We start from the raw sequence: 25,326 nt of genomic DNA on the forward strand, positions 1-25,326 counted from the left end.
GAGGATAAGTCGGAATCAGATATATTCTTGTTGTCTTTTATTGGTCCTTACGGTGTCGAAAAGCCGTCGGCAACCGTCCTGCAGGAGGTCGAGTACCAGTTCGAAGCCTTCGGAACCTTCATAGTAGGGATCGGGCACATGGTCGTAGCGCTCCGACGGGGCGAAGAAGGCTGACATGGGCACTATCTTGGCCTCGGCCTGTGGCGAGGGGGCTATCCGGCGCAGGTTGGAGATGTTTGAGGCATCCATTCCGATGACAATGTCGAAATCATCGAAATCCGACTCGCTTACCTGGCGGCAGCGGTGGTTCAGGTCGAGACCGCGCTGACGTGCGTGGAGGCGCATACGGCGGTCGGGCAGATCGCCCACGTGATAGCCTCCGGTTCCGGCCGAGTCGATGATCCATCTGTCAGCCTCGTCTTCGCGTTTCACAATATCGTGCATGATGCCGTCAGCCGCCGGCGAGCGGCAGATGTTGCCGAGGCAGACGAAGAGCACTCTCACCGCTTGCTCGGAGTGATAGATGCGCCGTAGGGCGTCGATTGTATTTTCAGTGTTGGTTCCGGTCATGTATATGATTCGTTCTGTCAGAAAGTGTCATTGAGCAGCCGGTTCCGGCCGTGGATGTCCGGATGAGGTCTCAGGCTGCATGGCAAGTGCAAATATACTAATAAAATTCCACATATATATAAACACTGACGCCCCGCGGCTTGTTGCATGGCGGGGCGTCAGTGGGGTTATTGAAAAGCAAGTTTTATGGAAATGCTGCGGTATCGTGGTGCCGGCTTACTGTTCGAGGTCGCGGGGCACGGCTACGATGCGGAGGTTGACACTGTTGATGAACGAGAGGATGTTGTCACGTTCGGGAGTGTCTTCCACGTCGGCTTCGATGCGGCGCATGGCGTTGAACACCGAGGTGCCGGTCTGATAGATGTGGCGGTAGCACTTGGCTATGTCATCGATGCGCTCCTCGTCCATGCCCTGTTTGCGCAGGATTGTGGCGTTGACGCCGAAATAGGATGTCGGGTTGTGGGCCATGATGCAGAAGGGAGGCACGTTGCCGGTGATGCGGCATCCGCCTTTGATGAGCACCCAGTCGCCGATGCGTGAATTCTCGTGGACCACTACGCTTGACGAGAGGATGGAGCATTCGCCGATCTCCACGTCGCCGGCAATCGATACGTTGTTGCCGATCACGTCCTTGCCCTTGAGGTGCGAGTCATGGCCTACGTGAGAGTTGGCCATCAGGAAGCAGTCGTCGCCGATGCGGGTGCCGCCTTCGGTCTCTATGCCGCGGTTGATGATGACGTTCTCGCGGATTACCACGTTGTCGCCGATGTAGCAGTATGTGAATCCACCCTTCCAGCGGAAGTCCTGGGGATCGGCTCCTACTATCGCGCTCTGAAAAACCTTGCAGTTCTTGCCGAGGCGTGTTCCGCGGATGATGCTTGCGAAGGGCATGATCACGGTGTTGTCTCCGATCACCACATCTTTGTCGATGTAGGCGAAAGGATGGATGGTTACGTTCTCGCCTATCTTGGCCGAGGGGTCGATGTGAGCTTTGTCGCTAATCATGTGTAATCAGTGTTAAGGGTTAGGATTCGTCAGCGTCCGCCGCCGAGGTTCTGATAGAGGTTGATGACAGACTGTGCGGCGGCCAGATTTGTGGTGATCTGTGCGGTCTGTGCTCCAAGCAGGTTCTTCTGGGCGGTGAGCACTTCGAGATATGTGGTCGAGCCGTCGAAGAGCAGGAGCTCGTTGGTGACTTCCACAGCCTTGGTGAGGTTCTCGACCTGGAGGGTGAGCCACTGCTGTTTCTGCATGCTCTTTTCGTAGACGGTCATGGCGTCGCTGATGTCAGCCGAGGCGCTCATGATGGCATATTCGAAGTTGTTGAGGGCCTGCTGCTGCTGAGCCTTTGCCGCTTGGAGGCGGGCTATGTTCTGTCCGCGGGCGAAGATGGGAGCGGTGAGGCTTCCGGCAAGCTGGAGGAACCATCCGTGGGGATTGAGGATGGCTGAGCCGAGCGCGTCGGTGAAACCGCCGTTGGCAGTGATGTTGAGGCTGGGATAGAAAGCGGCGCGGGCCGATGCGGTGGAGTAGAATGCCGATGCGAGGGTCATTTCAGAGGCGCGTACATCGGGGCGCACGGCGAGTTCTGCCATCGGAATGGCGGTGCGCTTCATCACGGGGACGTTCAGAGTGGCGTCAGGCGAGATGGTCCACTTCTGAGGCATTTCGTTGACCAGGAGCGAGAGGGTGTTGTTGGCCTCGTGGAGCGAGAGTTCGATGTCGGTGATTGTGGCCTCGATGCTGTAGTACTGGGCAAGGCTCTGCACCACGGCGTCTTCTCTCAGGCGTCCGGCTTCCTTGAGGTTGCGCATTACGTTGACGCTTTCCTTCCAGAGTTCGGAAGTCTCGCGCGAGAGTTTGAGCTGAGATTCGAGGGCTGCGATTGAATAGTAGCACTGGGCCACGCCTGCGATGATCTGCGAGCGGACGGCCTGTTCGTAGTATCTGGTCTGCATCTCAGCCACCTGTGCACCGCGTTTGGTGTTGAGGATCTTGCCGAAGATGTCTATCTCCCAGTTGACGGCGAGCGGGAGCTGGTAGTTCCAGCTCAGATCGCTGTGGCCATATTTGGCTCCGTTGACGCCGGGGGCGAAGGTGAGCGATGGGAGATAGCTGAGTTTTGCGCCTTTGAGCTGAGCGTGGGCAATGTCGACATTGAGTTTGGCGTTGCGGAGGTCTTTGTTGTTGGCCAGAGCGCGGTCAATGAGGTCGACGAGGGCCGGATCTGTGAACACCGAACGCCAAGAGAGGTTGCCGAAGGCGGTGGAGTCGTCCTGCTGCTTGAGAGCCTCGGCATATTCCTTTACAAGGTCGCTGTCGATTTTTTCGGCGTTGTATTTATTGTAGATTCCGCAGCCGGTGAGCACCGAAGTGCTCACGCCGACTGCAAGAATGAGTGAAAGCTGTTTGATTTTCATTTGTCTGAGTTGTTAGAATCAGTAACTCTGTTTTGGCCGGGATCAATGAGAGGGGGTGTACTGCTCGATTTCGTTTTCGATGCCTTCATTGTCAGTGTCTTCCCACTTGAGCGGAGTGATCTTTTCCTGGATCTTCTGGAAGATCACGAAGAGGGCGGGCACGATGAGCACCTGGAGGATCATGCCTATTAGCATACCGCCGATAGAGCCTGTGCCGAGGGCGCGGTTACCGTTTGCGCCGGCGCCGGTGGCGAACATCATCGGGAGAAGACCGATGATCATGGCCAGTGATGTCATGAGGATCGGGCGCAGACGGGCGGTGGCACCCTGGATGGCTGCGTTGACGATCGACATGCCTGTGCGGCGGCGTTCAACGGCGAATTCCACGATAAGGATGGCGTTCTTGGCAAGAAGACCGATGAGCATGATGAGCGCGATCTGCAGATAGATGTTGTTCGAGATGTCAAAGATCTGAGCGAAGATGAAGGTGCCCATGAGGCCGAAGGGAATCGAGAAGATAACCGCCCAGGGGAGGATGTAGCTTTCATACTGAGCCGAGAGAAGCAGGTAGACGAAGAGCAGACAGAGGCCGAAGATGATGGCGGTTGTCGAGCCTGCGCCTGACGAGGCTTCCTCGCGGGTCATACCTGAGTATTCATAGCCGAAGCCTGCGGGGAGAGTCTCGGCGGCCACTCGTTCGATTGCTGCGAGACAGTCGCCTGAGGTGTAGCCCGGAGCGGGCTGACCGGTCACGGAGATTGACTGGAACATGTTGAATCGGTTCAGAAGGTCGGGACCGTAGACCTTGGTCAGGGTGACGTAGTTGGACAGCGATGCCATTTCGTTGCCGTTGCGGATCTTGATGGCCGAGAGGGTTTCGGGGCTGACGCGCGATTCAGGCGCTGCCTGCATCATCACGCGATATATTTTGCCGAAACGGTTGAAGTTGGAGACGTACATACCGCCGTAGTAACCCTGGAGAGTGGAGAGTATGTCCTTGGGCGAGATGCCGGCCTGCTTGGCCTTGGCGGCGTCGATGTCGATCATATACTGCGGGAAGGCCGGGTTGAAGGTGGTGTAGGCCATCTGCACTTCAGGCTGCTGGTTGAGCTGTCCGAGGAAGCCTTGCACAACTCCGAAGAAGGCGTTGACGTCACCGCCGGTGCGGTCCTGCATCTTGATTTCGAAGCCGTTGGTCAGCGAGTAGCCTGAGATCATAGGCGGTGCGAAGATCATGACGCGGCCGTCTTTGATCACCGATGTCAGTCCGTAGAGCTTGCCGAGGATGGCATCTGATGTCTGGTCGGCGCGCTTGCGCTCTTCCCAGTTCTTGAGCTTGAGGATAAATGTGCCGTAAGTGGCGCCCTGACCGGCCATGAAGCTGTAGCCGGCGATCTTCTGGCGGTATTCGATTTCGGGAATCTGTGCGAGGAGTCCGTCGAGCTGGTTGAGGACTTCTTCGGTGCGTTCCTGAGATGTGCCCGGAGGCATGTCGACCATACAGAAGAGCGTTCCGGTGTCTTCGTTGGGCACGAGGGTCGATGTGGTGATGCTCATGAGCCATACGAGGACGGCAACTGTGGCGGCCACGATGCCGAACGAGGTGATCTTATGGTTGATGAAGAACGATGTCCACTTGTTGTATTTGCTGAGGATGCGGCCGAATCCGATTTCGAATCCCTTGTGGAAGCGCTTGTTGAAGATGCCGAGAATGGTGATGAGGGCTACGACTGAAGCGATGGCCAGTTTCACGGGGTGTTCGATGTTGTACCATCCGAGCACCATGAAGGTGATTGTGGCTGCAAGGAAGGCGAAGGTCACCAGAGGGGGCATGTTGAGGGTGAAACGGCGTTTGGCGTTTCCGGCCACTGCTTCTGCTGCGGCTCCGTAGGCTTTGCCCATGCGTTCCTTAAGAGTGGAGTTGTCATCATGGCCTTTGAGGAACACGGCGCAGAGTGCCGGCGAGAGGGTGAGCGCGTTGAGCGCCGAAAGACCGATGGAGATTGCCATTGTCAGACCGAACTGGCGGTAGAACACACCGGTTGTTCCTGTCATGAATGACACGGGGATGAACACGAGCATCATGACGAGGGTGATCGAGATGATGGCGCCACCGATTTCACCCATCGCGTCGATAGAGGCCTTACGCGCACTCTTGTAGCCCACATCGAGCTTGGCGTGCACCGCCTCGACCACGACTATCGCGTCGTCCACCACAATCGCGATCGCAAGCACGAGAGCCGAGAGGGTGATGAGGTTCAGCGAGAAGCCGATGAGGTTCATGAAGAAGAATGTGCCGACAAGGGCCACGGGGATGGCGATGGCGGGGATGATGGTCGACCGGATGTCCTGAAGGAATACGTAGACCACGAAGAACACAAGGATGAAGGCTTCTATGAGGGTCTTGATCACCTCATGTATCGAAGCGTTGAGGAAGTCGTTGTTGTTCATCGGCACGGCAATTGCGAGGCCTGCCGGAAGTTCTTTCTTCATGCTGTCGACCACCTTGAGACAGTCGTTGATGATCTGGGTTGCGTTAGAGCCTGCTGTCTGGAACACGATACAGCTTGTAGAGGCGTGGCCGTTGAGCGAGTTGGAGAAGCCGTAGGTCACACGGCCGAGTTCGATCTCGGCCACGTCGCCGAGGTGGAGCACTTCGCCGGTGGGCTTGGCTGCCACTACGATTTTTTCGAATTCCTCAGGGGTTGTCAGACGGCCGCGGTACTTCATTGTGTACTGGAAGCTCTGGTCGCCCTGTTCGCCGAAAGCACCGGGTGCGGCCTCGATGTTCTGTTCGGCAAGTGCGTAGGAGATGTCGGTCGGGATCAGACCGTACTGGGCCATTACCTCAGGCTTGAGCCAGATTCGCATCGAGTAGTCGGCGCCGAACGACATTACGTCGCCCACACCTGACACACGCTGCAGCTGCGGGATCATGTTGATCTTGGCGTAGTTGTCAAGAAACTCCTGGGTGTAGTTGCCTGATTCGTCATAGAGGGCCACCATGAGGAGCATTGAGCTCTGGCGCTTCTGGGTGAGCACACCCACCTGTGTTACTTCGGCGGGCAGGAGGTTCTGGGCTTTGGCCACACGGTTCTGCACGTCGACGGCAGCCATGTCGGGGTCGAAGCCCTGTTCGAAATATACGGTGATGTCGGCCGAGCCGGTGTTGGTGGCGGTCGATTCCATGTAGGTCATGCCTTCGGCGCCGTTGATCGACTCTTCAAGGGGGGCGATCACGGAGTTGAGCACGGCCTGGGCGTTGGCACCTGTGTAGGTGGTTGAAACGCGGATGGTCGGGGGTGCGATGTCGGGAAACTGGGTGACGGGAAGCGAGAAGAGTCCGATCAGACCGAGAAGCACGATGAAGATCGAAATCACCGTCGACAGCACCGGCCGATTGATGAATGTATCTAATTTCATTGAAGTTACGTTATTGTATCCTTTTGAATCCGTTTTTTATTTCTGGGCTGTCTGGGCTGCTGCGGCTGCATCAGCGGGAGCTGCTTTGGGCTCTACCGGGGTGATGGCCATGCCGTCGGCGAGTTTGGTGCCTACACCTTCAATGGCGATGCGCTGTCCGGCCTGCAGACCAGAGGTCACTACGAAGTTCTTGCCGTCGTTGTTGGCTTCGATGGTGATGGGGGTCGATACGATCTTGTTAGAGTCGTTGACCACGTAGGCGAAGCGGCGGTCCTGAAGTTCGAATGTGGCTTTCTGGGGAATGATGATCACGTTTTCTTTGTTTTCAGGCAGGATGATCTGGCCGGTGGCGCCGCTGCGGAGAACTCCGGAGGGGTTGTTGAAGAGGGCGCGTACGCTTGATGCGCCGGTAGAGTTGTCGATCACGCCTGACACGGTGGCTACCTTGCCGCTGAGCGGGTAGAGGGAGCCGTCGCTGAGACGGAGCTGCACTTCAGGCATAGCCTTGATTGCTGCTTCGATAGTGCGCTCGCCTTCGCCTACCATGTTGAGGAGGTCTTTTTCGGTCAGCGAGAAGTAGGCATAGACCTGAGAGTTGTCGCTGACGGTGGTCAGAGGCTGTGCCGACGAGGGTGATGCGAGTGAGCCTTCGCGGTTGGGTATGGAGCCTACCACGCCGTCGCTCGGAGCTGTCACTACGGTGTAGGCGAGGTTTTTCTGAGCAGATGCAAGGGCTGCTTTAGCGTTTGCGAGCTGGGATTCTGCCTGGGCGAGAGAGTTTTGAGAGAGCTGATATTCGTATTCGCTGATGATGTTCTTGTCAAAAAGAGTCTTTTTGCTGTCAGCGGTCATTTTTGCGGTGTTGACGGCGGTCTGGGCTGTGCTCACGGCGGCACGGGCCTGATCGACTGCGGCCTGGAATGTTACCTGGTCGAGAGTGAAGAGGGTCTGGCCTTTGCGCACGCGCTGGCCTTCGTCTACAAGAACCTTTGTGATGAATCCGGTTACCTGCGGACGGATTTCAATGTCAGTCTTGCCCTTGATTGTCGCAGGGTATGTCGACTGGAGGTCGGCTGACTGCGGAGAGAGGGTGATTGTGGCGATTTCAGGCGCAGCGCCTTGCTGCATTTGCTGCTGATTCTTTGAACATGAAGGGAACAAAGCCACAGCTGCGAGCATCATTGCGATGCTGCCTTTCGATAACGCGATGGATTTCATTGCTTTTCTTTTCGTTACTTATATATACCTATTTTTTACTGTATTCGTAAATTTTAACGTGCAAAGTTACCAAGGATTTCTGCATCAAGCGAAAAAAGTAATAATAAAGTTTGTGAAATTGGCTAAAAGCCCCTCATTATTTCCGCTTTTGACCAATTAATATGACTGTTTTTTTGAGTTGAGACTAATTGGGAAAATATAAGTAACTTTGCACCCTTGAAAATTATCATCTGAAACATGTCATTTCTGAAGAAACTTCACCGGCTCGTGGATATGCCGGCTTTTCATGTGTTGCTTGCGCTGAGCGCGGCCCACTGTCTCAACGATCTGCTGCAGTCGGTGATAACGGCTGTCTACCCGATGCTTAAGGAGGACCTTGGTCTGAGTTTCGGGCAGATCGGTCTGATCACTCTCGTCTATCAGCTTGCGGCTTCGATTTTTCAGCCCGTGGTGGGCTATGCTTTTGACCGGCGCCCGTTTGTGGGGAGTCTGCCGGCCGGTATGTGCTGCACCTCCGTGGGCATTCTGATGTTTGCCTTCTGCTCGACTTTGCCGGGCATTCTTGCCGCAGTATTCATGGTGGGCATCGGATCGGCCACGCTCCATCCGGAGGCCTCACGCATCACCTCGCTTGCCGGCCATGAGCGCCGGGGGTTTGCGCAGTCGGTGTTTCAGGTGGGCGGCAATTTCGGCGGTTCGATCGGTCCGCTGCTCGTGGCTGTCATCGTGGCGCCCCACGGCCGCCGTTACGTGGCTTTCTTCCTGATTTTCGCTGCCTTGTGCTTCTGGGCCATGACTCCTATATGCCGCTGGTACGGACGCTATCTGCGCGAACTTCGCACGGCTGAAAATAGCAGTGAGTCAAGTGTCTCACTGCCGCTTTCGAAGCGGCGCACCATTTTTGTCATCGCGGTGATAATTTTGCTTATATTCTCGAAATACATCTATATGGCCAGTCTTTCGAGCTACTATACGTTCTATCTGATAGACCGTTTCGGTGTCTCCGTGTCGCAGTCGCAGATATTTCTGTTTGTCTTTGTGGTATCGACGGCCATCGGCACTCTTGTGGGCGGCCCGGTGGGCGACCGTTACGGGCGTAAGGCTGTCATCTGGATCTCTATTCTTGGCACCGCTCCTTTCAGTCTGCTGATGCCGCATGTCGGGCTGGCTCTTACTGTGGTGCTTAGTTTCTGTGCGGGCTTTATGCTTTCATCGGCTTTCCCGGCTATTCTGCTTTACGCCCAGGAGCTGCTGCCTACCAAGCTGGGCATGATCTCAGGTCTTTTCTTCGGATTTGCGTTCGGAGTGGGCGGCATTGCTTCGGCGGTGCTCGGCTCTCTGGCTGACAGCTACGGCATTGAGGCTGTCTACAATTTCTGCGCCTACACTCCGCTGCTTGGCGTGGTGGCGGCATTCCTGCCGGATCTCAGGGCGAGAAGGGCCGGGAATTAGGCAATTGGTCCAACTGGACTAATCTCCTATTATAATAAGGTGGTGCTTGGCTGGTCAGGAGTATCTTTCTGCTGCCTGTCGAAGTGTTCGTAGGCTTCCACTATGCGCTGTACGAGCGAGTGGCGCACTATGTCTTTTTTGCCGAACTCTACTTTGCCTATTCCTGGGACGTCGCTGAGTACCCGCAGCGCCTGGGTAAGGCCCGACTGCATGGAGCGCGGAAGGTCTATCTGGGTGGCGTCGCCGGTGATGATCATCTTGGCGTTCATGCCGAGGCGGGTCAGGAACATCTTGATCTGGTGGACGGTGGTGTTCTGGGCTTCGTCAAGCACAATGACCGCGTCATTGAGGGTGCGTCCGCGCATGAAGGCGAGCGGGGCTATCTGGATGACGTTCGTCTCCATGTATTCCTTCAGCTTGACGGCCGGAATCATGTCTTCGAGAGCGTCATAGAGTGGCTGCAGATAGGGGTCGATCTTGTCTTTCATGTCGCCGGGAAGGAAGCCGAGTTTCTCGCCGGCCTCCACGGCCGGACGCGAGAGAATAAGTTTGCGGACCTCGCGGTTTTTCAGCGCGCGCACGGCCAGGGCGATCGCCACATAGGTCTTTCCTGTGCCGGCAGGGCCGAGGGCGAAGGTCAGGTCATTTTCGTGGAATGCCTTGACCAGCAGCTCCTGATTCTTGTTGCGGGCGCTGATTGGCTTGCCGTTGACGCCGTAGATGATCACATCGTCCTGGCGTGGAGTTTCGGGCGACTTGCCTTTGACTATGTCAAGGATCACCTCCTCGGTGAGCTTGTTGTATTTCACGCAATACTCCTCCAACTCCTTGATCTTCTTTTCGAACTGGGCTGTCTCGCTGTCATCGCCGATGACCTTGATCACGGAACCTCTGGCTGCCATGCGCAGTTTCGGGAAGAGATTGCGGATGAGCTGCATGTTGCAGTTGTTGACTCCGTAGAAGCTCACGGGGTCCACGTTGTCTATGATTACGATTCTTTCAATCATGTAGTTCTGTTTGTGTGTCTCCCTCTGTTACAGTATTAACCTCGCTTGTCTTCTTTTTGTTTATCGGGAATGTGTACATCAGAGAGAAATTGCCCGTAACGGCTGATCCGCGTGTGCCGAAACCGGGTATGAACATCGGTTCGCCGTAGGAGCTTTTAGTGTCATGTATGAGTGAATGATAGATTATGTTCCAGCCGAGCGACCAGTTTTTGAACACCTTTACTTTCAGCCCGAATGTCACTTCGAGATAGCCCGAAGTGGAGCGCTGGTTCATGATGGAGAAATGTGACGGGTCGTCCCAGTAGCCTTCGTCGACAGTGACGTTTTCCACGCTCCATTTGTATGACGTAAATCCGTAGCGCAGACCCATCTGCAGCTTGTAGTCGGGGTTGGAGTTGTAGAAAAAGTTGTAGGACGCGCCTATCTTGAAGTAGGGCGAGACCGGGGTCCTGAAGGTGAAGTTTGACTCGTCGGGTGTGTCGTTGCAGTTGTCCACGCCGATTGCGAAATAGGGGAAATAGCGGTTGTGGAGGCTGAGCTCGGCCCACACGTCGCCGAGTCCGTAGCTCTGCCCGAAGGCTCGCATTATCGGGTTCCACAGGTTGACGCCTGCTGTCACTTCATGGAGCAGCGGATAGATCATCTTCGGTGGCGGAGCCATCAGGGCTGTGTCTTTGACTTCAGTTCCGGTGATTGTGTCGACGAGGATAGTGTTGCCGCTGGCATCGGTCATCTCCACCAGTTTGCTGCGGTCTATCCGGCGTGGGCGTTCGGTTTTCGGAGTGGTGCCCGGTTCGGGTGTCTTGACCGGTGTGACGCGCCGCTGGGCCGAAAGTTCGGTTCCGGCAATGACAAAGAGCGTCAGCAGAAGCATCTTCAGCAGTCTGCGGAGGCCGGGAGCTGTGGTTTTGGCTTGGAGATCAGTCATTGTCATCGGGATTATCGGGGTCGGCGGTGCGGAAGAATATCCTGATAGTCTCGCGGTCTATGTTGGTGATGAGCGAATCGGTCATCCCTACGGAGTCGATCAGGTGGGTGGTATAGGTGTAGCGGGTCACGCGGTAGTGATACATGGCGCCGCAGTCTTCCGAGGCGAAATAGGGCACTGCGTCGTAGTCGAAGCTCAGAGTGTCATTCAGCTCCGGGTAGTCAAGCGCTTTCTGGCAGTAGTGTATGTAGAAAGATGTTGAAGGGCTAGTGGAGCGGAAGGGCAGATAGAGCTGCTGCTGGCGAGAATCGAGGGTCAGCAGAAGGGTGTCAGACGGCGCGCCGACGCCACCGATGGTGATCGAGTCGGGGACTATGGCCTGTCCGGTCGACATGGCGTAGAAGCCGGCCAGCGGTAGGGAATTCTGGTTCTCGGTGCAGCCCACGTTGCTGCATGACTGCGTAAGCAGTGCTCCGGCGGCGAGTAGGCCTGAGATGTAAACGAGTGATTTCAATCCTGTATCGCGATAAATTTGAATCGGGTTTTGTGTGGCGGGCGTGATCCTGATGCCGGTCGGCCGATGTTCAGAATTTGCCCCATCTGACGATCTCGTCGAGGCTCTTGCGCTTCTTTTCGGGCACAGCCTGCGGATCGGCGGGATAACCTATCGGAATTATTGCCACGGGTTCTACTCCGGCAGGCAGTCCGAAAGCTTCGGCTATCGGGGCCGGGTCGAAGTTGCACACCCAGCAGGTGCCGAGCTCAAGGCTTGTGGCTGCGAGGCAGAGGTGCTCGATGGCTATCGAGAGGTCTACGTCGGTGTGGTCTTTGCCGTCGCATCCTCGGTGCCAGGCTTCGTCATGGATGCCGCAGGCCACTATGAATTCAGGGGCGGTGCGTATCCACTGGCGGTCGTAGCTGCCGGTGATGGCTTCGCGCTGTTCGGCAGAGTCGGCCACGAGGAATACCCAGGGCTGGCGGTTGCAGGCCGAGGGGGCGAGGCGGGCCACGTCGAGCACCGAGCGGAGGGTGTCGCGGCTCACGGGGCGGTCAGAGTAGTCGCGGCATGAATAGCGCAGCTGGCTCAGACGGTATAACTGGGGATAGGCGTTGGATTGCATGGGTCTGTAATGGTTTATCCGGTGTGCGGTTGGATATCTGATTAGAAATGAATGAGATGCCTGGTTAGGCTGTTCCCTGTTACTTGTCGATGCCGATTTCTTCCTTGATCTCGTAGTGGTTGCGTCCGGGAGCGTTGCGGGCTATCAGCTCGCCGATGAAACCGGTGAGGAAGAGCATGGTGCCGAGGAGCATCATGGTCAGTGCCAGGTAGAAGTAGGGAGAGTCGGTCACCAGGCGGTAAGGATTGCCGTGGGTCATGTCATAGAGCTTGCCGAAGCCGACAGCCATCACGGCTATGAAGCCGATGATGAACATCAGCGAGCCGAGCAGGCCGAAGAAGTGCATCGGCTTGGCTCCGAATTTGCCTGTGAACCAGAGGGTGGCCAGGTCGAGGTAGCCGTTGACAAAGCGGTCGAGCCCGAATTTGGTGCTGCCGTATTTGCGGGCCTGGTGGTGGACTTCCTTCTCGCCGATGCGGGTGAAGCCTGCGTTTTTGGCGAGATAGGGTATGTAGCGGTGCATGTCGCCGTAGACCTCGATGTGTTTCACCACTTCCAGCCGGTAGGCTTTCAGGCCGCAGTTGAAATCGTGGAGGTTCTTGATGCCGCTGACCTTGCGGGCTGTGGCGTTGAACAGTTTGGTGGGGATGGTTTTCGACAGCGGGTCGTAGCGCTTGCGTTTCCAGCCCGACACGAGGTCATAGCCGTCGCGCATGATCATGCGGTAGAGCTCCGGGATCTCATCGGGCGAGTCCTGCAGGTCGGCATCCATCGTTATGACCACATCGCCTTTGGCGGCGTTGAAGCCGGTGTTGAGAGCCGGCGACTTTCCGTAGTTGCGGCGGAATGATATGCCGTGGAGATTCGGGTTTTTCTCCTGGAGGCGGCGTATGGTGGCCCAGGAGTCGTCGGTGCTGCCGTCATCGACGAAGATGACTTCGTAGCTGAAATCATGGTCATTCATCACGCGCTCGATCCAGGCGGCGAGTTCGGGCAGCGATTCGGCTTCGTTATAGAGGGGTATTACAACTGATATGTCCATTCTGTGTAGTTGTGAATCAGTCTTGTGTGGAGGTGTTTCTTATGTGAGTGCATCAGAGTGCCGGCAGGTGCGGGCTATGATTCGGAGCTTCCGCGGCGGCGCTGCGATTTGTGGAGCAGGGCGAAACCTGCCGAGATGATGATAGAGAGTATCGAGCCGCTGACTATCGTGGCCATTATGATCTCGGTCACAATCGCTATCGGGGTGGGGATGAAATTGGCCCTGATCATCCGGGCGGCTATCTCGCCGGCTTCGGCCACGGGAGTTCCGGGCAACTTCTTGCCGGTCTCTACCAGCCCTTCGAGCTGGCTGAGCACGAATCCGGGTTCGATCCATTTCATGTAGATCACCAGCAGCGCTCCTGAAATGAGGATGCCGCAGATGAAAGTAACCACACCGGTCATCCACATCATGGGGAATGTGGCGCATCCCTGCAGCTCACGGTCATAGCGCCTGAGCACTATGAAGATGAACACCGGCACTCCGAGCATCAGCAGCAGTGACAGCAACCCGGTCAGAGGCAGCGTTTTTCCGAAAATAGAACTGAAAAACATCACTGACAGGTAGATGCCGAACAGGAAGCCGAAGTCGGCGCCCCGGCGGTATGGTGAGGTTATGATTCTTCTGTCTGAATAATCCATATGCGAGAGATGATGATCGTCTGTAGAAAATCTCTACGACTTGCAAAGTTAGGTATTTTTTGGGATTTTATCGAAGAATGTTGTAACTTTGTGCTTCCATGAAAGCATTTGGATCAACATATCTGCTTCGCTTCTTGCTTGTTCTCGTCATGAGCTGCATGGCGGGAAGCTGCCGCATAAGCTACAAGCTCAATGGCGCGGCCATTGACTACACGGTCTATAAAACCATCTACGTCTCCAACTTCCCCATTCGCGCGGCCCTCGTCTATCCGCCTCTGCAGCAGACATTCGAAAACGAACTGCTCGACTACATAACGCGAAACACACGCCTGCGGACCATCGACACCAACAATGCCGACCTGCAGCTCGAAGGTGAGATTGTGGGCTACAACCTCTCGCCCCAGGCCGTGACCGAAAACGCCTATGCCTCACGCACCCGACTGACCATTCAGGTAAAGATCACCTACACCGACAACCGCCAGGAGGGCAAGGACATCAGTCAGACCTTCAGCGCCTACCGCGACTTTGACAGCTCAGAGATGCTGACCGACGTCCAGGATCAGCTCTGTTCCGAAATATCCAAAGAGCTTGTCGACCTTATTTTCAACGCCACCCTCGGTGACTGGTAACCAACATTCATCCGTACTGTCATTTATGGAAGAAGCTCTCAGTCATTATCTTCGCGCTCTTGCCGACCCTGAAGTGCCGGTCAGCATTTCAGACGTCGAGCATCTGCTCAGGGAATACCCCTTCTTTACGCTTCCGGCCCTGACGCTGATGCGCCGGGAGGGCGCTTCGCTTCCGGCCGACACACGCCGCCGGCTGATGGATGGTCTGGCGCTCAATGCCGCTGACCAGGCCGCTCTGGCCATCATGACCGATCCGCGCAGCGACGTGTGGCTTGATTTCTATCCGTCAGAAAAGAAACCGGAGGTCACAACTGACAATGCCATAGACACCTTCCTCGCCACTTACGGCCATTCTACCCCTGAAGAGGACGCCCTGCTTGAAAAACTTATTTTCAACCCCACGGCCGACTATTCGATGCTCCTTGCCCGCGAGGAGGAAGAAAGTCTGCCGCCGGAGCCTGCTCCGACTGATAATTCGCAGGACGCTCTGATCAACGCCTTCATACTCAAGAATAAAGCCCCGCATCAGCCGGTTCCGCAGGACGATGATGAAGCGGCTTCCGAACCGCACGCCGCACTCGCGCCCGAAGACCATCCGGTGGCCGTCAAAGACACCGCCGACGACTCCTCGCTGAGCGAAAGCCTGGCCAAAATCTACATACGCCGCCGCCGCTACGACAAGGCATTTGAAATAATTCACAATTTGAGTTTGAAAAATCCAAAAAAAAGTGTTTACTTTGCAGACCAATTGCGGTTTTTGCAGAAATTGATGATCAATTCCCGCTATAACACCTGATTTCTAAATTAATAAACCATACAATAATTATGTATATCGTACTGATTATCCTGACGCTCATCTGCGCTCTTCTTCTCATCTGCGTAGTGCTCGTTCAGAAGTCAAAGGGTGGAGGCCTTTCTTCCTCATTCGCCGGTTCAAACCAGATCATGGGTGTGCGCCGCACCAACAGCTTCATCGAAAAGCTCACTTGGGGCCTCGCCGGAGCCATCTGCCTCCTCTCCATTCTTGCAACATTCACAATGCCGAAAGCCATCAATGCTTCTTCTTCACGTGTGAACGCGGCCCCCGCCGAGCAGGCTGTCCCCGCCGACTTCAACACTGAAGTTCCTGCAGCTCCCGTAGCGGCTCCCGCTCCTGCCGCTGACCAGACTCCCGCGCAGGCTCCCGCTGCTGAAGAAGCTCCCGCAGAATAAACCCGATCTGCGGATTTCAACACGCGAATCACATTTTATCTACTCCATCCCCCCTTACCGGCCTGCCCTGACCTTCGAGTCGGTGCAGGCTTGATTTGATTCTATATGAAAGACTTATGGCTGCTGCTGCGGAGGTTCGTGCCACCATATAAAAAGTATCTTCTACTTAATATATTATTCAACTTCCTCTCGGCCTTTCTCACACTGTTTTCATTCGCGCTGATCATTCCGATTCTTGAAATGCTTTTCAAGGTGAAGGAGGCGCATTATGAATTCATGCCCTGGGGATCAGCCGGGTTGAAAGACACACTGATCAACAATTTCTATTGGATCACCCAGCAGTGCATAGGCGAGTGGGGCCCGATAGGCACCCTCGTGGCTCTCGCCGCTGCACTGGTCTTCATGACCGGACTGAAAACAGGCACTGCCTATGCCAGTTCCTACTTCGTCATACCGATGAGGGCCGGAATCGTGCGTGACATCCGCAATTTTGTCTATGACAAGATAGTCTCCCTCCCCATCGGCTATTTCACCTCCGAGCGCAAAGGCGACGTCATGGCCCGCATGACAGGCGATGTCGCCGAGATTGAGAACTCCATCATGGCCTCGCTCGACATGCTCTTCAAAAACCCGGTGATGATCATAGTCTGCCTGGGCATGATGATCATGATCTCCTGGCAGCTCACCCTCTTCGTGCTCGTGCTCCTTCCCATAGCCGGACTGGTGATGGGGCGAGTGGGCAAGCGCCTGAAGCGGAAATCGCTCCAAGGCCAGCAGCAGTGGGGCATAATAATGAGCTACATCGAAGAAACTCTCGGAGGTCTGCGCGTCATCAAGGCCTTCAATGCAGAGTCAAAGGTCACAGGCCGTTTCCGCAACGGCAACCAGCGCTTCTACAACATCACCACCTCCGTACAGCGGCGCCAGTCGCTCGCCCACCCCATGAGCGAGTTGCTCGGCACAATGACCATCGCCATAGTGCTCTGCTTCGGTGGCGCTCTGATCCTTTCCGGCAAGACCTCGCTCACAGCTCCGGAATTCATATATTATATGGTGATCTTCTACAGCATCATCAATCCGGCCAAAGATCTCTCGAAAGCGGTCTATGCCATCCAGAAAGGTCTTGCCGCTATGGAGCGTGTGGATGCCATACTCGCCGCCGTCAATCCCATAGCCGATCCGAAGACCCCGGCTCATATCCCTGACCTCAAAGGCCATATCTGCTACAGGAACGTCACCTTCGGCTACGATCCGGAACTGCCGGTGGTCTCTGACATTGATCTTGACATTCCTGCCGGCCACACCGTAGCTCTCGTAGGGCAGAGCGGCAGCGGCAAGTCGACCCTCGCCGACCTTCTGCCACGCTTCTATGACATCAACAAGGGCTCGATCTCGATTGACGGCTGTGACCTGCGTGATCTGCCTGTGCATGAGCTCAGAGGATTCATGGGCAATGTCAATCAGGAAGCCATTCTTTTTAACGACACTATTTTCAACAACATAGCTTTCGGCGTGAAAAGCGCCACCAGAGAAGAGGTGATAGCCGCCGCGAAGATTGCCAACGCCCACGAGTTTATCATGGCCACCGAAGAGGGCTATGACACAAACATCGGCGACCGCGGCTGCCGTCTTTCCGGAGGTCAGCGCCAGCGCCTGTCAATAGCACGAGCCATTCTCAAGAATCCCCCCGTGCTCATTCTCGACGAGGCCACTTCGGCCCTTGACAGCGAGAGCGAGAAACTGGTACAGGAAGCCCTGGAACGGCTGATGAAAGACCGCACTACTCTCGTCATAGCCCACCGCCTCTCGACCATCAAGAACGCCGACCAGATCTGTGTGCTCCACGAAGGACGCATAGTGGAGCGTGGCACGCATGACGACCTGCTTGCTCTCAACGGATACTACACGAGGCTTGTTGAGATGCAGTCCATGAAATAGAAACAGTGATCCCCTCTCGGCTTCGGCCGGCGAGGGGATTCATTTTGTAAGATCAAAACCGAATATTAATATAAATAGAAAGTAATTTTTGGCAAAATGTTTGAAAATTGTTTTAAAATGTGTATATTTGTCAAAAATTCACAGAATCTGCCAAGGCTGTCTCCGATAGGAATGATACATGAGTAAAGATTTGGATTGTTCAACGCTTGGATCGGACAAAGCCTGCTTATAGAGTACATGCTAATGGAAAAAATTGACAATTTAGACCGTAAGATCCTGGAGATCATTATGAGAAACGCGAGGATAGCCTCAAAAGACGTGGCAACGGAATGTGGAGTCTCACGCGCGGCTATCCACCAGCGCATCCAGCGTATGATCGACCTGAATGTTATAACCGGCTCAGGCTACAATGTCGATCCGAAAGTGCTTGGTTACCGCACCTGTACATATATCGGTGTCAATCTTGAGCGCGGGGCCATGTATCGTGAGGTAGTGCCGGAGCTTGAAAAGATACATGAGATCGTGGAGTGTCATTTCACCACCGGTCCATACTCCATGCTCATCAAACTCTTTGCCCGCGACAACGAGCACCTGATGGAACTCCTCAACGACAAGATCCAGATGATACCCGGCGTAACCGGAACAGAGACCCTCATCTCGCTCGACCACAGCATCTCGCGGGTGCTCCCGGTCACTTACGATGACTGATCGGGCTGACTCACCTACTCTCGCACTCCTCCCTCCTCAGGCTGTTTTTCCAACTCTATATATCTATCTGCAACTGCAAACCTCTCATGAAGAAACTGATCGGATCATTGGCTCTGGCCGCAGCATTTCCGCTGGCGGCCGAACTTGTGAATATTGATGGCGGATGGCGCTTCGCCTTCGGCAACACCGACCCGGCCAAGGATTTCGGGGCCGGAACAGAATATTTCAACTATCTGACCAAAGCAGCCTCGATCCATAACACGGGGCCTTACGCCGTGAAATTCAACGATTCGGCATGGGTCAGCATCGACCTCCCCTTCGACTTCGTGGTCGACCTTCCTTTTGAAAAGGATGCAAGCCACAGCCACGGTTACAAGACCGTGGGCTATAAATATCCCGCTTCGTCTGTCGGCTGGTACCGCAAAGTGCTCCCCGTGGCGGCTGCCGACTCGGCCAAACGCATTTCTCTCGTGTTCGACGGCATTTTCCGCGACAGCAAAGTCTGGTTCAATGGATTCTATCTCGGCGGCGAGCCGAGCGGATATGTCGGACAGCGCTACGACGTGACCCCCTATGTCAATTTCGGCGGTGACAATGTAATAGCCGTCCGCTCCGACGCCACTCTGGAGGAAGGCTGGTTCTATGAAGGCGGCGGCATCTACCGCCATGCCTGGCTCGACATCAGCGAACCGCGCCACATCAACCCCAACTCCGTTGCTACGGTCTATACTCCCGGTGCCGGACCCGAAATCAAAGTCAGCGGCCGCGTGGCCAACAAGCTCCACGGCCTCAGCCCCGCTCCAGGCGAGAAGTGGACCCTCTCTGCCGAACTGATTGACCGCGCGGGCTCTCCCGTAGCCTCTGAGCGCATCACCCTCACCGACCTCCCCGCCCCTGAAACCGAAAGCGCCTGGCAGCTCACTCTGCATCCCGCCTCGCTGACCGAATGGGATATCGAAAACCCCGCCCTCTACACTCTGCGGCTCCGGCTTGACGATGGACGTTCCGTATCAGCCGAGGACATCGTCACCGGTTTCCGGCGTGCGGAGTTCGACCCCGACCGCGGATTCCTGCTCAACGGCCGTTCAGTCAAACTCAAGGGAGTCAACATGCACCAGGACCATGCCGGTGTTGGAGCCGGAATACCCGATGCTCTTAATGTCTATCGCCTCAAGGAATTGAAGAAATACGGTGTCAACGCCTACCGCGCCAGCCACAATCCGATGACCCCGGAAGTACTCGCCGCCTGTGACTCGCTCGGCATTCTGGTCATCGAGGAAAACCGCCTGCTCGGCATCAACGGCTATCACACCGGCCAGCTTCGCAGCATGATTGACCGCGATCGCAACCATCCCTCCGTAATTCTCTGGAGCGTAGGCAACGAGGAGTGGGGCGTGGAATGGGATGAAAAAGGTGTCCGCATAGTCGATGAACTGCGCGATGTGGCCCATCGGCTTGACCCCACACGGCAGATGACCGTCGCCACAAGCAGCGGACCGAAGCCGGTGATACCCGCTGATGTGGCAGGCTACAATTATATGATGCAGAATCCGGTCGACCGCCACCGTGCCGACTATCCCGCGCGCTCGGCCTACGGATCTGAGGAAACATCAGGCTGCGGCACCCGCGGCGTCTATTTCGACGACCGCGCCAACGGGCGCATGGCCTCCCTCAACCGCACACCCGATCCGGCCGACAGCTGTCTCAACCGCATTGAACGCGGATGGAAGTTCTATGACGAGCGCCCCTGGCTCGGTGGCCTTTTCTATTGGACCGGCTTTGACTACCGCGGAGAGCCCAACCCGCTCGAATATCCCGCCGTAGGCTCGGAATTCGGCATTCTCGACTATTGCGGATTCCCGAAAGACGAAGCCATGTATCTGAAATCATGGTGGACCGACGAACCCACACTCCACATCTTCCCCCACTGGAACCTCCGGGGGCATGAAGGTGAGGAGATCGACCTCTGGGCCTATTCCAACATGGATGAGGTGGAGTTGCGCGTCAACGGCAAGAGCCTCGGACGCAAGCCGATGCCCCGCAACGGCCATCTGTCATGGAAAGCTGTCTACCGTCCCGGTCGCGTCGAGGCCATAGGCTATAAAGATGGCCGCAAGGTGCTCACCAAGCGCATTGAGACCACCGGTCAGGCCGTTAAGGCCATTGCGGAATGTGCCTGGTCTGAAGATGGGCTGCAGGTGATCAATGTCAGCCTTGTCGACAGCAAAGGCCGCTTTGTACCCGATGCCTGTCAGCCGGTCACAATCTCACTGACCGACGGCCTGAGGCTGCTTGGCGCAGGCAACGGCGACCCGGCCTTCCGCGGACAGGAACGTCCCGCCCCCGGAACCGCCCCGGAAAGCTTCACCATTCCCGCCTTCAACGGCCACGCACAGTTCATCATCCTAAACCCTGACTCAGCTCCCGTCAGAGTCACCCTCTGACTATTTTCACACCCGGATCATTTTTGACGTTTCAATCTGGTTGTGCCGCTGATCCGAAATAAAACCGCGGCAGCTTCTGTAAGATGAAGCCGCCGCGGACTGTTATTTTCTCGGCAGGCAGATAGACTGCCATGCGGATAAAATCAGGGTGTGTTTTTTTTAACGACCTGTTGGATAGTTTTTTTAGAGCTCGATGAGCTTTTTGATCTGCTTTTCGAGATTCTCCTTTGATTGAGCGCCTGCGAGACGGAGATCGCGGACCTGTTCGCCGTTCTTGAAGAAGAGGATAGTGGGGATTGACATGATGCGGTACTGGGTAGTAAGATCATTCTCTTCCTCGATGTTATATTTGCCTATGGCTACAGTGTCTTTGTATTCTTCGGCAAGTTCTTCAACCACGGGAGCCATGCGCTGGCAGGGACCACACCAGGTAGCCCAAAAGTCGATTACTACTGGTTTGCCGGAAGCGATAATGTCGTGTACGTTCTGATCGGTAAAAGTCATGACAGTTTATTTTTAGTTGATTTTTAAGGTTTTAAGGATTTTGATCACGAAGCCGTCCGGGAAGCGGATTGGCCGATGCAAAGGTAGGAATTTCCTTGATATTTCCAACTTTTGCGGTCACTATTCTGCTTAGCGGTCCTGAGGCAGACCGCTAATCGTTGATGGAGAAGCTGATATCTTCCTCGGTCAGGGTGTCGACAAGCTTGCGCGAGATCGGTATGCGCCGCGACGATGAAAGATGGAGCGAGCGGTTGATCTTCGGGTCGAAGATGCGGAACGAGAGTTCGCCCTTGGCATTGGCGTCGCTGCGGATCTCCTCCTCGATGAGCTCCTTGAGGTGCTGGGTGAGCTTGTCGGCCGGGAGATCGATTGTGATGCTGTTGACCAGCTGCCCCTTCACTGTGCTCAGCAGGCGTATGTTAGTGATGTTGAAGCGCGGGTCGGAGTTGGCATATCGGCGCTCGTAGCGTCCACTTATTAATATAGGTGTGCCGGGCACTCCGTAGTTGTGGAAGTTGATGTAGTTTTCATCAAACAGCATGAACTCCGCGCTGCCCGTATAGTCTTCTATCTTGAGTATGCCGAACTGCCCTCCGCGTTTCGACGGGCGGCTGGTGAATTCCACCACCATGCCTCCGAAGGTCAGGTCAACTCCCTCCACGGGTGCAAACTCGTTGAAGCCCTTGATGGTGCAAGATGTTCCATAGTTCAGTTCCATGTAATAAGGGTCGAGCGGGTGGGCCGAGAGATACATGCCCACCAGTTCGCGCTCGCGTTCGAGCAGGGTGGCTGCGGGCCATTCGGCCTGTGGAACCACCGGCGGACGTCCCGAAGTGGAAAGCTCGGCATCATCGCCGAAGAGCGACATGGCAGACTTGGTCTTGTCGGCCTGGAAAGCCTGGCCATAGCGCACGAGACTTTCCACGAATACCTCGCCGCGCTGGTTGGTGCCGAAGAAATCCTCGCGCTTGATGCCTTCGAAGCTGTCAAAGGCACCTGCATAGACAAGATTCTCCATCAGTCGGCGGTTGATGCCCTGTGAGGGCACTCGCTCCACGAAGTCGTAGATCGACTCGAACGGACCGCCGGCCTTGCGCTCTTCTATGATGGCCTTGACCACCCCTTCGCCCACACCCTTGATGGCCGCAAGTCCGAAGCGGATATCGCCGTGGGAGTTCACACCGAATTCCATGAAGCTTTCGTTGATATCCGGGCCGAGCACCGAGATCTTCATGCGCTTGCACTCGTCCATGAAGCCGGTGAGCTTGTTGATGTCAGAGCGGTTGCGGGTAAGGATCGCCGCCATATATTCCGACGGATAGTTTGCTTTGAGCCATGCGGTCTGGAAAGCAACCCACGAATAGCAGGTGGCGTGACTCTTGTTGAAGGCATATGATGCGAACTTTTCCCAGTCAGCCCAGATCTTTTCGAGCACCTTCGGATCGTGGCCGTTGGCCTGGCCCCCCTTGAGGAAGAGGCCTTTCAGCTCGTTCATCTTGTCGATGAGCTTCTTGCCCATAGCCTTGCGGAGCGTGTCGCTCTGGCCGCGGGTGAAGTTGGCGAGCAGGCGCGACAGGAGCATGACCTGTTCCTGGTAGACAGTCACGCCGTAAGTGTCTTTAAGATACTTTTCCATCACCGGAATGTCATAAGTGATGGGGCTGCGGCCGTGTTTGCGGGCAATGAAGTCAGGGATATAGTCCATAGGTCCCGGACGGTAGAGGGCATTCATGGCTATGAGGTCCTCGAACGTAGAGGGCTGGAGCTCGCGCAGATACTTCTGCATACCGGCCGACTCGAACTGGAAAGTGCCTACCGTGTTGCCGAGACTGTAGAGTTCATATGTCTTCGGGTCGTTGATGTCAATATTGTCTATGTCTACCTCGATTCCGCGGGTCTGCCTGATGTTGGAGATCGCTTCCTTGATGATAGAGAGGGTTTTCAGGCCGAGGAAGTCCATTTTGATCAGGCCTGTGTCCTCGATGATCGAGCCTTCATACTGGGTGACGATCATCTTGTCGTTCTCCTTCGAGTCGACGCTCTTGTCAACGGCCGTAGCCACAGGCACCCAGTCGGTGATCGGGTCGCGGCAGATGATCACGCCGCAGGCATGCACGCCCGTGTTGCGGACATTTCCTTCGAGCCGTTTGGCATATTCGAGCGTCTCGCGTATGAGCGGATTGTTCGAACCGAGCTCCTGAGCGAACTCAGGCACGTACTGATAGCAGTTCTTGAGGTTGGTCTTCAGCGTCTTGCCGTCAGGGCCGTCAGGCATACGCTTGGGCACGAGGTTGGCTATGCGGTTGCTTTCGGGCAGAGGCAGCTGCTCGACGCGGGCCACGTCCTTGATGGCCGATTTGGCAGCCATTGTGCCGAAGGTGATGATGTGGGCCACCTTTTCCTCTCCGTAGCGCTCGGTCACATAGTGGAGCACATCGGCGCGCCCGTCGTCATCGAAGTCGACGTCGATATCAGGCAGCGAGATTCGGTCGGGGTTGAGGAATCGTTCGAAAAGAAGGTCATATTTGATGGGGTCGACCTGCGTGATGCCCAGACAGTAGGCCACAACGCTTCCCGCAGCCGATCCGCGGCCCGGCCCTACGCTGACTCCGAGCTTGTGGCGGGCCACATTGATGAAGTCCTGCACTATGAGGAAGTAGCCCGGAAAGCCCATTGTCTTCATTATATAAAGCTCGAACTTGATGCGCTCCTCCAGCTCGGCTGTCAGAGGCGACCCGTAGCGGCGTTCGGCTCCTTCGTAGGCGAGTTTCGACAGATAGTCGGCCTCGAATTTTATACGGTAGAGCTTGTCGTAGCCACCAAGTTTGTCAATTTTTTTCTGAGCGGCTTCGGGCGAGAGCACCACGTTGCCGTTTTCGTCCTGCGTGAACTCGTCAAAAAGTTCCTGCTCGGTGATGCGGCTGCGATATTCCTCCTCCGTGCCGAAATCGGCCGGAATCTCGAAGAAGGGCATGATAGGCGCATGGTCTATGGAGTAGATCTCTACCTTGTCAAGAATCTCCAGGGTGTTTTCAAGCGCCTCAGGCAGGTCGGGGAACACAGCCGCCATCTCGGCCTGTGACTTGAACCACTCCTGCTTTGAATAGCGCATACGGGTGGTGTCGGCCACATAGTTGTTGGTCGAGATGCAGATCAGGCGGTCATGCGCCTCGGCGTCTTCAGCGTTGATGAAGTGCGAGTCATTGGTGGCTATGATCTTGATGCCGTGCTTGCGTGCCAGATCGATCAGCACCGGATTCACCTGCTCCTGCTCTACGTAGGTCTCGCGGTTGGCGTTGGGATCGTTGGTCTTGTGGCGCTGAAGTTCAATGTAGTAGTCATCGCCGAAAGTCTCCTTGAACCACAGCACCTGCTTCTCGGCCTCATCGAGCTGGCCGTTGGCTATGAGCCTCGGAATCTCGCCGCCGAGACAGGCCGAGCAGACTATCAGCCCCTCGCGGTGGGCGGCAAGCGCGGCCTTGTCGGTTCGCGGGTGATGATAGAAGCCGTCTGTATGGGCCTGTGACACGATCTTGATAAGATTCTTGTAGCCCTTCAGGTTCTTGGCCAGCACCACCAAGTGGCGTCCCTTGTCGGTCTTGTCAGAGCGGTCGGTCAGAGAGCCTTTGGCCACATACATCTCGCAGCCGAAAATCGGTTTAAACGCAAGCTTGCGCTCTATCTTCTCGATTTCCGGAGCCAGTTCGGCGCCGATCTTCTCGGCCTCCCCTTCGGGTGCCTCCTCGATCTTCTTCTTAAGGTCGGACAGCTTGCCTTTATACTTGCCTTTGACTTTGTTGACGTAGTTGAAATATTCCTTGACACCGAACATGTTGCCGTGGTCTGTCAGCGCGAATCCAGGCATACCGAGATCCATCGCCTTGTCTACAAGACCGGTGACAGAAGCCTGCCCGTCAAGCAGGGAATACTGGCTATGTACGTGTAGGTGAACGAATTGTTGCATGTGTGATCGTGTGTGGTTTACGGGCGGCCGCCTGCGGCCATTTCTATGCAAAGATAAGTAAAAAACTGCAATTTTTTTAGCTACATTTGCGGTAGTCATATACAT

At 55.6% G+C, this 25,326-nt stretch carries 20 protein-coding genes; 7 read left to right on the forward strand and 13 right to left on the reverse strand.

Features of this window, described 5'->3' with window-relative positions; genetic code table 11:
- Nucleotides 1-15 precede the first annotated feature (15 nt).
- The 5 genes from FDZ78_RS07745 to FDZ78_RS07765 form a co-directional block, all read right to left on the reverse strand.
- Complete coding sequence (locus FDZ78_RS07745; RefSeq protein ID WP_136408361.1) at nt 16-570, reverse strand: low molecular weight protein-tyrosine-phosphatase; 555 nt, start codon at nt 568-570, stop codon at nt 16-18.
- Between the two features lie 216 nt (nt 571-786).
- Nucleotides 787-1,575 carry an acyl-ACP--UDP-N-acetylglucosamine O-acyltransferase gene (gene lpxA, locus FDZ78_RS07750; protein ID WP_107031152.1) on the reverse strand — a complete coding sequence of 263 codons (789 nt, stop codon included), beginning with the start codon at nt 1,573-1,575 and terminating at the stop codon, nt 787-789.
- A 29-nt stretch (nt 1,576-1,604) separates the two neighbouring features.
- Nucleotides 1,605-2,990, reverse strand: coding sequence for a TolC family protein (locus FDZ78_RS07755; protein WP_123398103.1), 1,386 nt, complete (start codon nt 2,988-2,990; stop codon nt 1,605-1,607).
- Between the two features lie 42 nt (nt 2,991-3,032).
- A complete protein-coding gene (locus tag FDZ78_RS07760) occupies nt 3,033-6,413 on the reverse strand; it encodes an efflux RND transporter permease subunit (protein WP_123398104.1) in 3,381 nt (1,126 codons plus the stop codon).
- Nucleotides 6,414-6,449: 36 nt separating this feature from the next.
- On the reverse strand, nt 6,450-7,631 hold the full coding sequence (locus FDZ78_RS07765; RefSeq protein ID WP_240597557.1) for an efflux RND transporter periplasmic adaptor subunit: 1,182 nt from the start codon (nt 7,629-7,631) through the stop codon (nt 6,450-6,452).
- A gap of 237 nt (nt 7,632-7,868) precedes the next feature.
- Here FDZ78_RS07765 and FDZ78_RS07770 point away from each other — a divergent pair, with 237 nt between their 5' ends.
- Entirely contained in the window at nt 7,869-9,083 is a 1,215-nt protein-coding gene (locus FDZ78_RS07770) for an MFS transporter (RefSeq protein ID WP_240740364.1), read from the forward strand.
- 29 nt (nt 9,084-9,112) lie between these two features.
- On the opposite strand, the gene FDZ78_RS07775 is transcribed toward FDZ78_RS07770, so the two are convergent.
- The 6 genes from FDZ78_RS07775 to FDZ78_RS07800 all read right to left on the reverse strand — a co-directional run bounded on the left by FDZ78_RS07775 (nt 9,113) and on the right by FDZ78_RS07800 (nt 13,822).
- Nucleotides 9,113-10,090: a PhoH family protein gene (locus tag FDZ78_RS07775; RefSeq protein WP_123398106.1), complete on the reverse strand. Its 978-nt coding sequence runs from the start codon at nt 10,088-10,090 to the stop codon at nt 9,113-9,115.
- Nucleotides 10,083-11,018, reverse strand: coding sequence for a DUF6048 family protein (locus FDZ78_RS07780; RefSeq protein WP_136408362.1), 936 nt, complete (start codon nt 11,016-11,018; stop codon nt 10,083-10,085). The genes FDZ78_RS07775 and FDZ78_RS07780 overlap by 8 nt, the downstream gene beginning before the upstream one ends.
- Nucleotides 11,011-11,532 (reverse strand): DUF6452 family protein, encoded by a 522-nt coding sequence (locus FDZ78_RS07785; protein WP_107031159.1) that lies wholly within the window; start codon nt 11,530-11,532, stop codon nt 11,011-11,013. Before FDZ78_RS07785 ends, FDZ78_RS07780 begins: the two co-directional genes overlap by 8 nt.
- Before the next feature lie 70 nt (nt 11,533-11,602).
- On the reverse strand, nt 11,603-12,139 hold the full coding sequence (locus FDZ78_RS07790) for a nitroreductase family protein (RefSeq protein ID WP_123398108.1): 537 nt from the start codon (nt 12,137-12,139) through the stop codon (nt 11,603-11,605).
- Nucleotides 12,140-12,218: 79 nt separating this feature from the next.
- Complete coding sequence (locus FDZ78_RS07795) at nt 12,219-13,181, reverse strand: glycosyltransferase family 2 protein (protein ID WP_123611088.1); 963 nt, start codon at nt 13,179-13,181, stop codon at nt 12,219-12,221.
- A gap of 74 nt (nt 13,182-13,255) precedes the next feature.
- Entirely contained in the window at nt 13,256-13,822 is a 567-nt protein-coding gene (locus FDZ78_RS07800; protein WP_136408363.1) for a DUF4199 domain-containing protein, read from the reverse strand.
- 98 nt (nt 13,823-13,920) lie between these two features.
- On the opposite strand from FDZ78_RS07800, the gene FDZ78_RS07805 reads away from it, so the two are divergent.
- From FDZ78_RS07805 to FDZ78_RS07830, 6 genes are all read left to right on the forward strand, one after another.
- A complete protein-coding gene (locus tag FDZ78_RS07805; protein WP_168181996.1) occupies nt 13,921-14,451 on the forward strand; it encodes an LptE family protein in 531 nt (176 codons plus the stop codon).
- A gap of 25 nt (nt 14,452-14,476) precedes the next feature.
- Complete coding sequence (locus tag FDZ78_RS07810) at nt 14,477-15,247, forward strand: hypothetical protein (protein ID WP_123398111.1); 771 nt, start codon at nt 14,477-14,479, stop codon at nt 15,245-15,247.
- A 29-nt stretch (nt 15,248-15,276) separates the two neighbouring features.
- Nucleotides 15,277-15,663: a preprotein translocase subunit SecG gene (secG, locus tag FDZ78_RS07815; RefSeq protein WP_123398112.1), complete on the forward strand. Its 387-nt coding sequence runs from the start codon at nt 15,277-15,279 to the stop codon at nt 15,661-15,663.
- 105 nt (nt 15,664-15,768) lie between these two features.
- Nucleotides 15,769-17,601: an ABC transporter ATP-binding protein gene (locus FDZ78_RS07820; RefSeq protein ID WP_107031165.1), complete on the forward strand. Its 1,833-nt coding sequence runs from the start codon at nt 15,769-15,771 to the stop codon at nt 17,599-17,601.
- A 243-nt stretch (nt 17,602-17,844) separates the two neighbouring features.
- On the forward strand, nt 17,845-18,309 hold the full coding sequence (locus tag FDZ78_RS07825; RefSeq protein ID WP_107031166.1) for an Lrp/AsnC family transcriptional regulator: 465 nt from the start codon (nt 17,845-17,847) through the stop codon (nt 18,307-18,309).
- Between the two features lie 86 nt (nt 18,310-18,395).
- Nucleotides 18,396-20,753 carry a glycoside hydrolase family 2 TIM barrel-domain containing protein gene (locus FDZ78_RS07830; RefSeq protein WP_136408364.1) on the forward strand — a complete coding sequence of 786 codons (2,358 nt, stop codon included), beginning with the start codon at nt 18,396-18,398 and terminating at the stop codon, nt 20,751-20,753.
- A 183-nt stretch (nt 20,754-20,936) separates the two neighbouring features.
- Here FDZ78_RS07830 and trxA read toward each other — a convergent pair whose 3' ends face one another.
- A complete protein-coding gene (gene trxA, locus FDZ78_RS07835; RefSeq protein ID WP_107031169.1) occupies nt 20,937-21,257 on the reverse strand; it encodes a thioredoxin in 321 nt (106 codons plus the stop codon).
- A 151-nt stretch (nt 21,258-21,408) separates the two neighbouring features.
- Nucleotides 21,409-25,221 (reverse strand): DNA polymerase III subunit alpha, encoded by a 3,813-nt coding sequence (dnaE, locus tag FDZ78_RS07840; RefSeq protein ID WP_124075710.1) that lies wholly within the window; start codon nt 25,219-25,221, stop codon nt 21,409-21,411.
- Between the last annotated feature and the right edge of the window lie 105 nt (nt 25,222-25,326).

Source organism: Duncaniella sp. B8 (assembly GCF_005304985.1).
Taxonomy (GTDB): domain Bacteria; phylum Bacteroidota; class Bacteroidia; order Bacteroidales; family Muribaculaceae; genus Duncaniella; species Duncaniella muris.

Coding starts and splice junctions, on each gene's coding strand:
- FDZ78_RS07745 (WP_136408361.1), bottom strand. CDS start 570: ATGACCGGAACCAACACTGAAAATACAATCGACGCCCTACGGCGCATC.
- lpxA (WP_107031152.1), bottom strand. CDS start 1,575: ATGATTAGCGACAAAGCTCACATCGACCCCTCGGCCAAGATAGGCGAG.
- FDZ78_RS07755 (WP_123398103.1), bottom strand. CDS start 2,990: ATGAAAATCAAACAGCTTTCACTCATTCTTGCAGTCGGCGTGAGCACT.
- FDZ78_RS07760 (WP_123398104.1), bottom strand. CDS start 6,413: ATGAAATTAGATACATTCATCAATCGGCCGGTGCTGTCGACGGTGATT.
- FDZ78_RS07765 (WP_240597557.1), bottom strand. CDS start 7,631: ATGAAATCCATCGCGTTATCGAAAGGCAGCATCGCAATGATGCTCGCA.
- FDZ78_RS07770 (WP_240740364.1), top strand. CDS start 7,869: ATGTCATTTCTGAAGAAACTTCACCGGCTCGTGGATATGCCGGCTTTT.
- FDZ78_RS07775 (WP_123398106.1), bottom strand. CDS start 10,090: ATGATTGAAAGAATCGTAATCATAGACAACGTGGACCCCGTGAGCTTC.
- FDZ78_RS07780 (WP_136408362.1), bottom strand. CDS start 11,018: ATGACTGATCTCCAAGCCAAAACCACAGCTCCCGGCCTCCGCAGACTG.
- FDZ78_RS07790 (WP_123398108.1), bottom strand. CDS start 12,139: ATGCAATCCAACGCCTATCCCCAGTTATACCGTCTGAGCCAGCTGCGC.
- FDZ78_RS07795 (WP_123611088.1), bottom strand. CDS start 13,181: ATGGACATATCAGTTGTAATACCCCTCTATAACGAAGCCGAATCGCTG.
- FDZ78_RS07800 (WP_136408363.1), bottom strand. CDS start 13,822: ATGGATTATTCAGACAGAAGAATCATAACCTCACCATACCGCCGGGGC.
- FDZ78_RS07805 (WP_168181996.1), top strand. CDS start 13,921: ATGAAAGCATTTGGATCAACATATCTGCTTCGCTTCTTGCTTGTTCTC.
- FDZ78_RS07810 (WP_123398111.1), top strand. CDS start 14,477: ATGGAAGAAGCTCTCAGTCATTATCTTCGCGCTCTTGCCGACCCTGAA.
- secG (WP_123398112.1), top strand. CDS start 15,277: ATGTATATCGTACTGATTATCCTGACGCTCATCTGCGCTCTTCTTCTC.
- FDZ78_RS07820 (WP_107031165.1), top strand. CDS start 15,769: ATGAAAGACTTATGGCTGCTGCTGCGGAGGTTCGTGCCACCATATAAA.
- FDZ78_RS07825 (WP_107031166.1), top strand. CDS start 17,845: ATGGAAAAAATTGACAATTTAGACCGTAAGATCCTGGAGATCATTATG.
- FDZ78_RS07830 (WP_136408364.1), top strand. CDS start 18,396: ATGAAGAAACTGATCGGATCATTGGCTCTGGCCGCAGCATTTCCGCTG.
- trxA (WP_107031169.1), bottom strand. CDS start 21,257: ATGACTTTTACCGATCAGAACGTACACGACATTATCGCTTCCGGCAAA.
- dnaE (WP_124075710.1), bottom strand. CDS start 25,221: ATGCAACAATTCGTTCACCTACACGTACATAGCCAGTATTCCCTGCTT.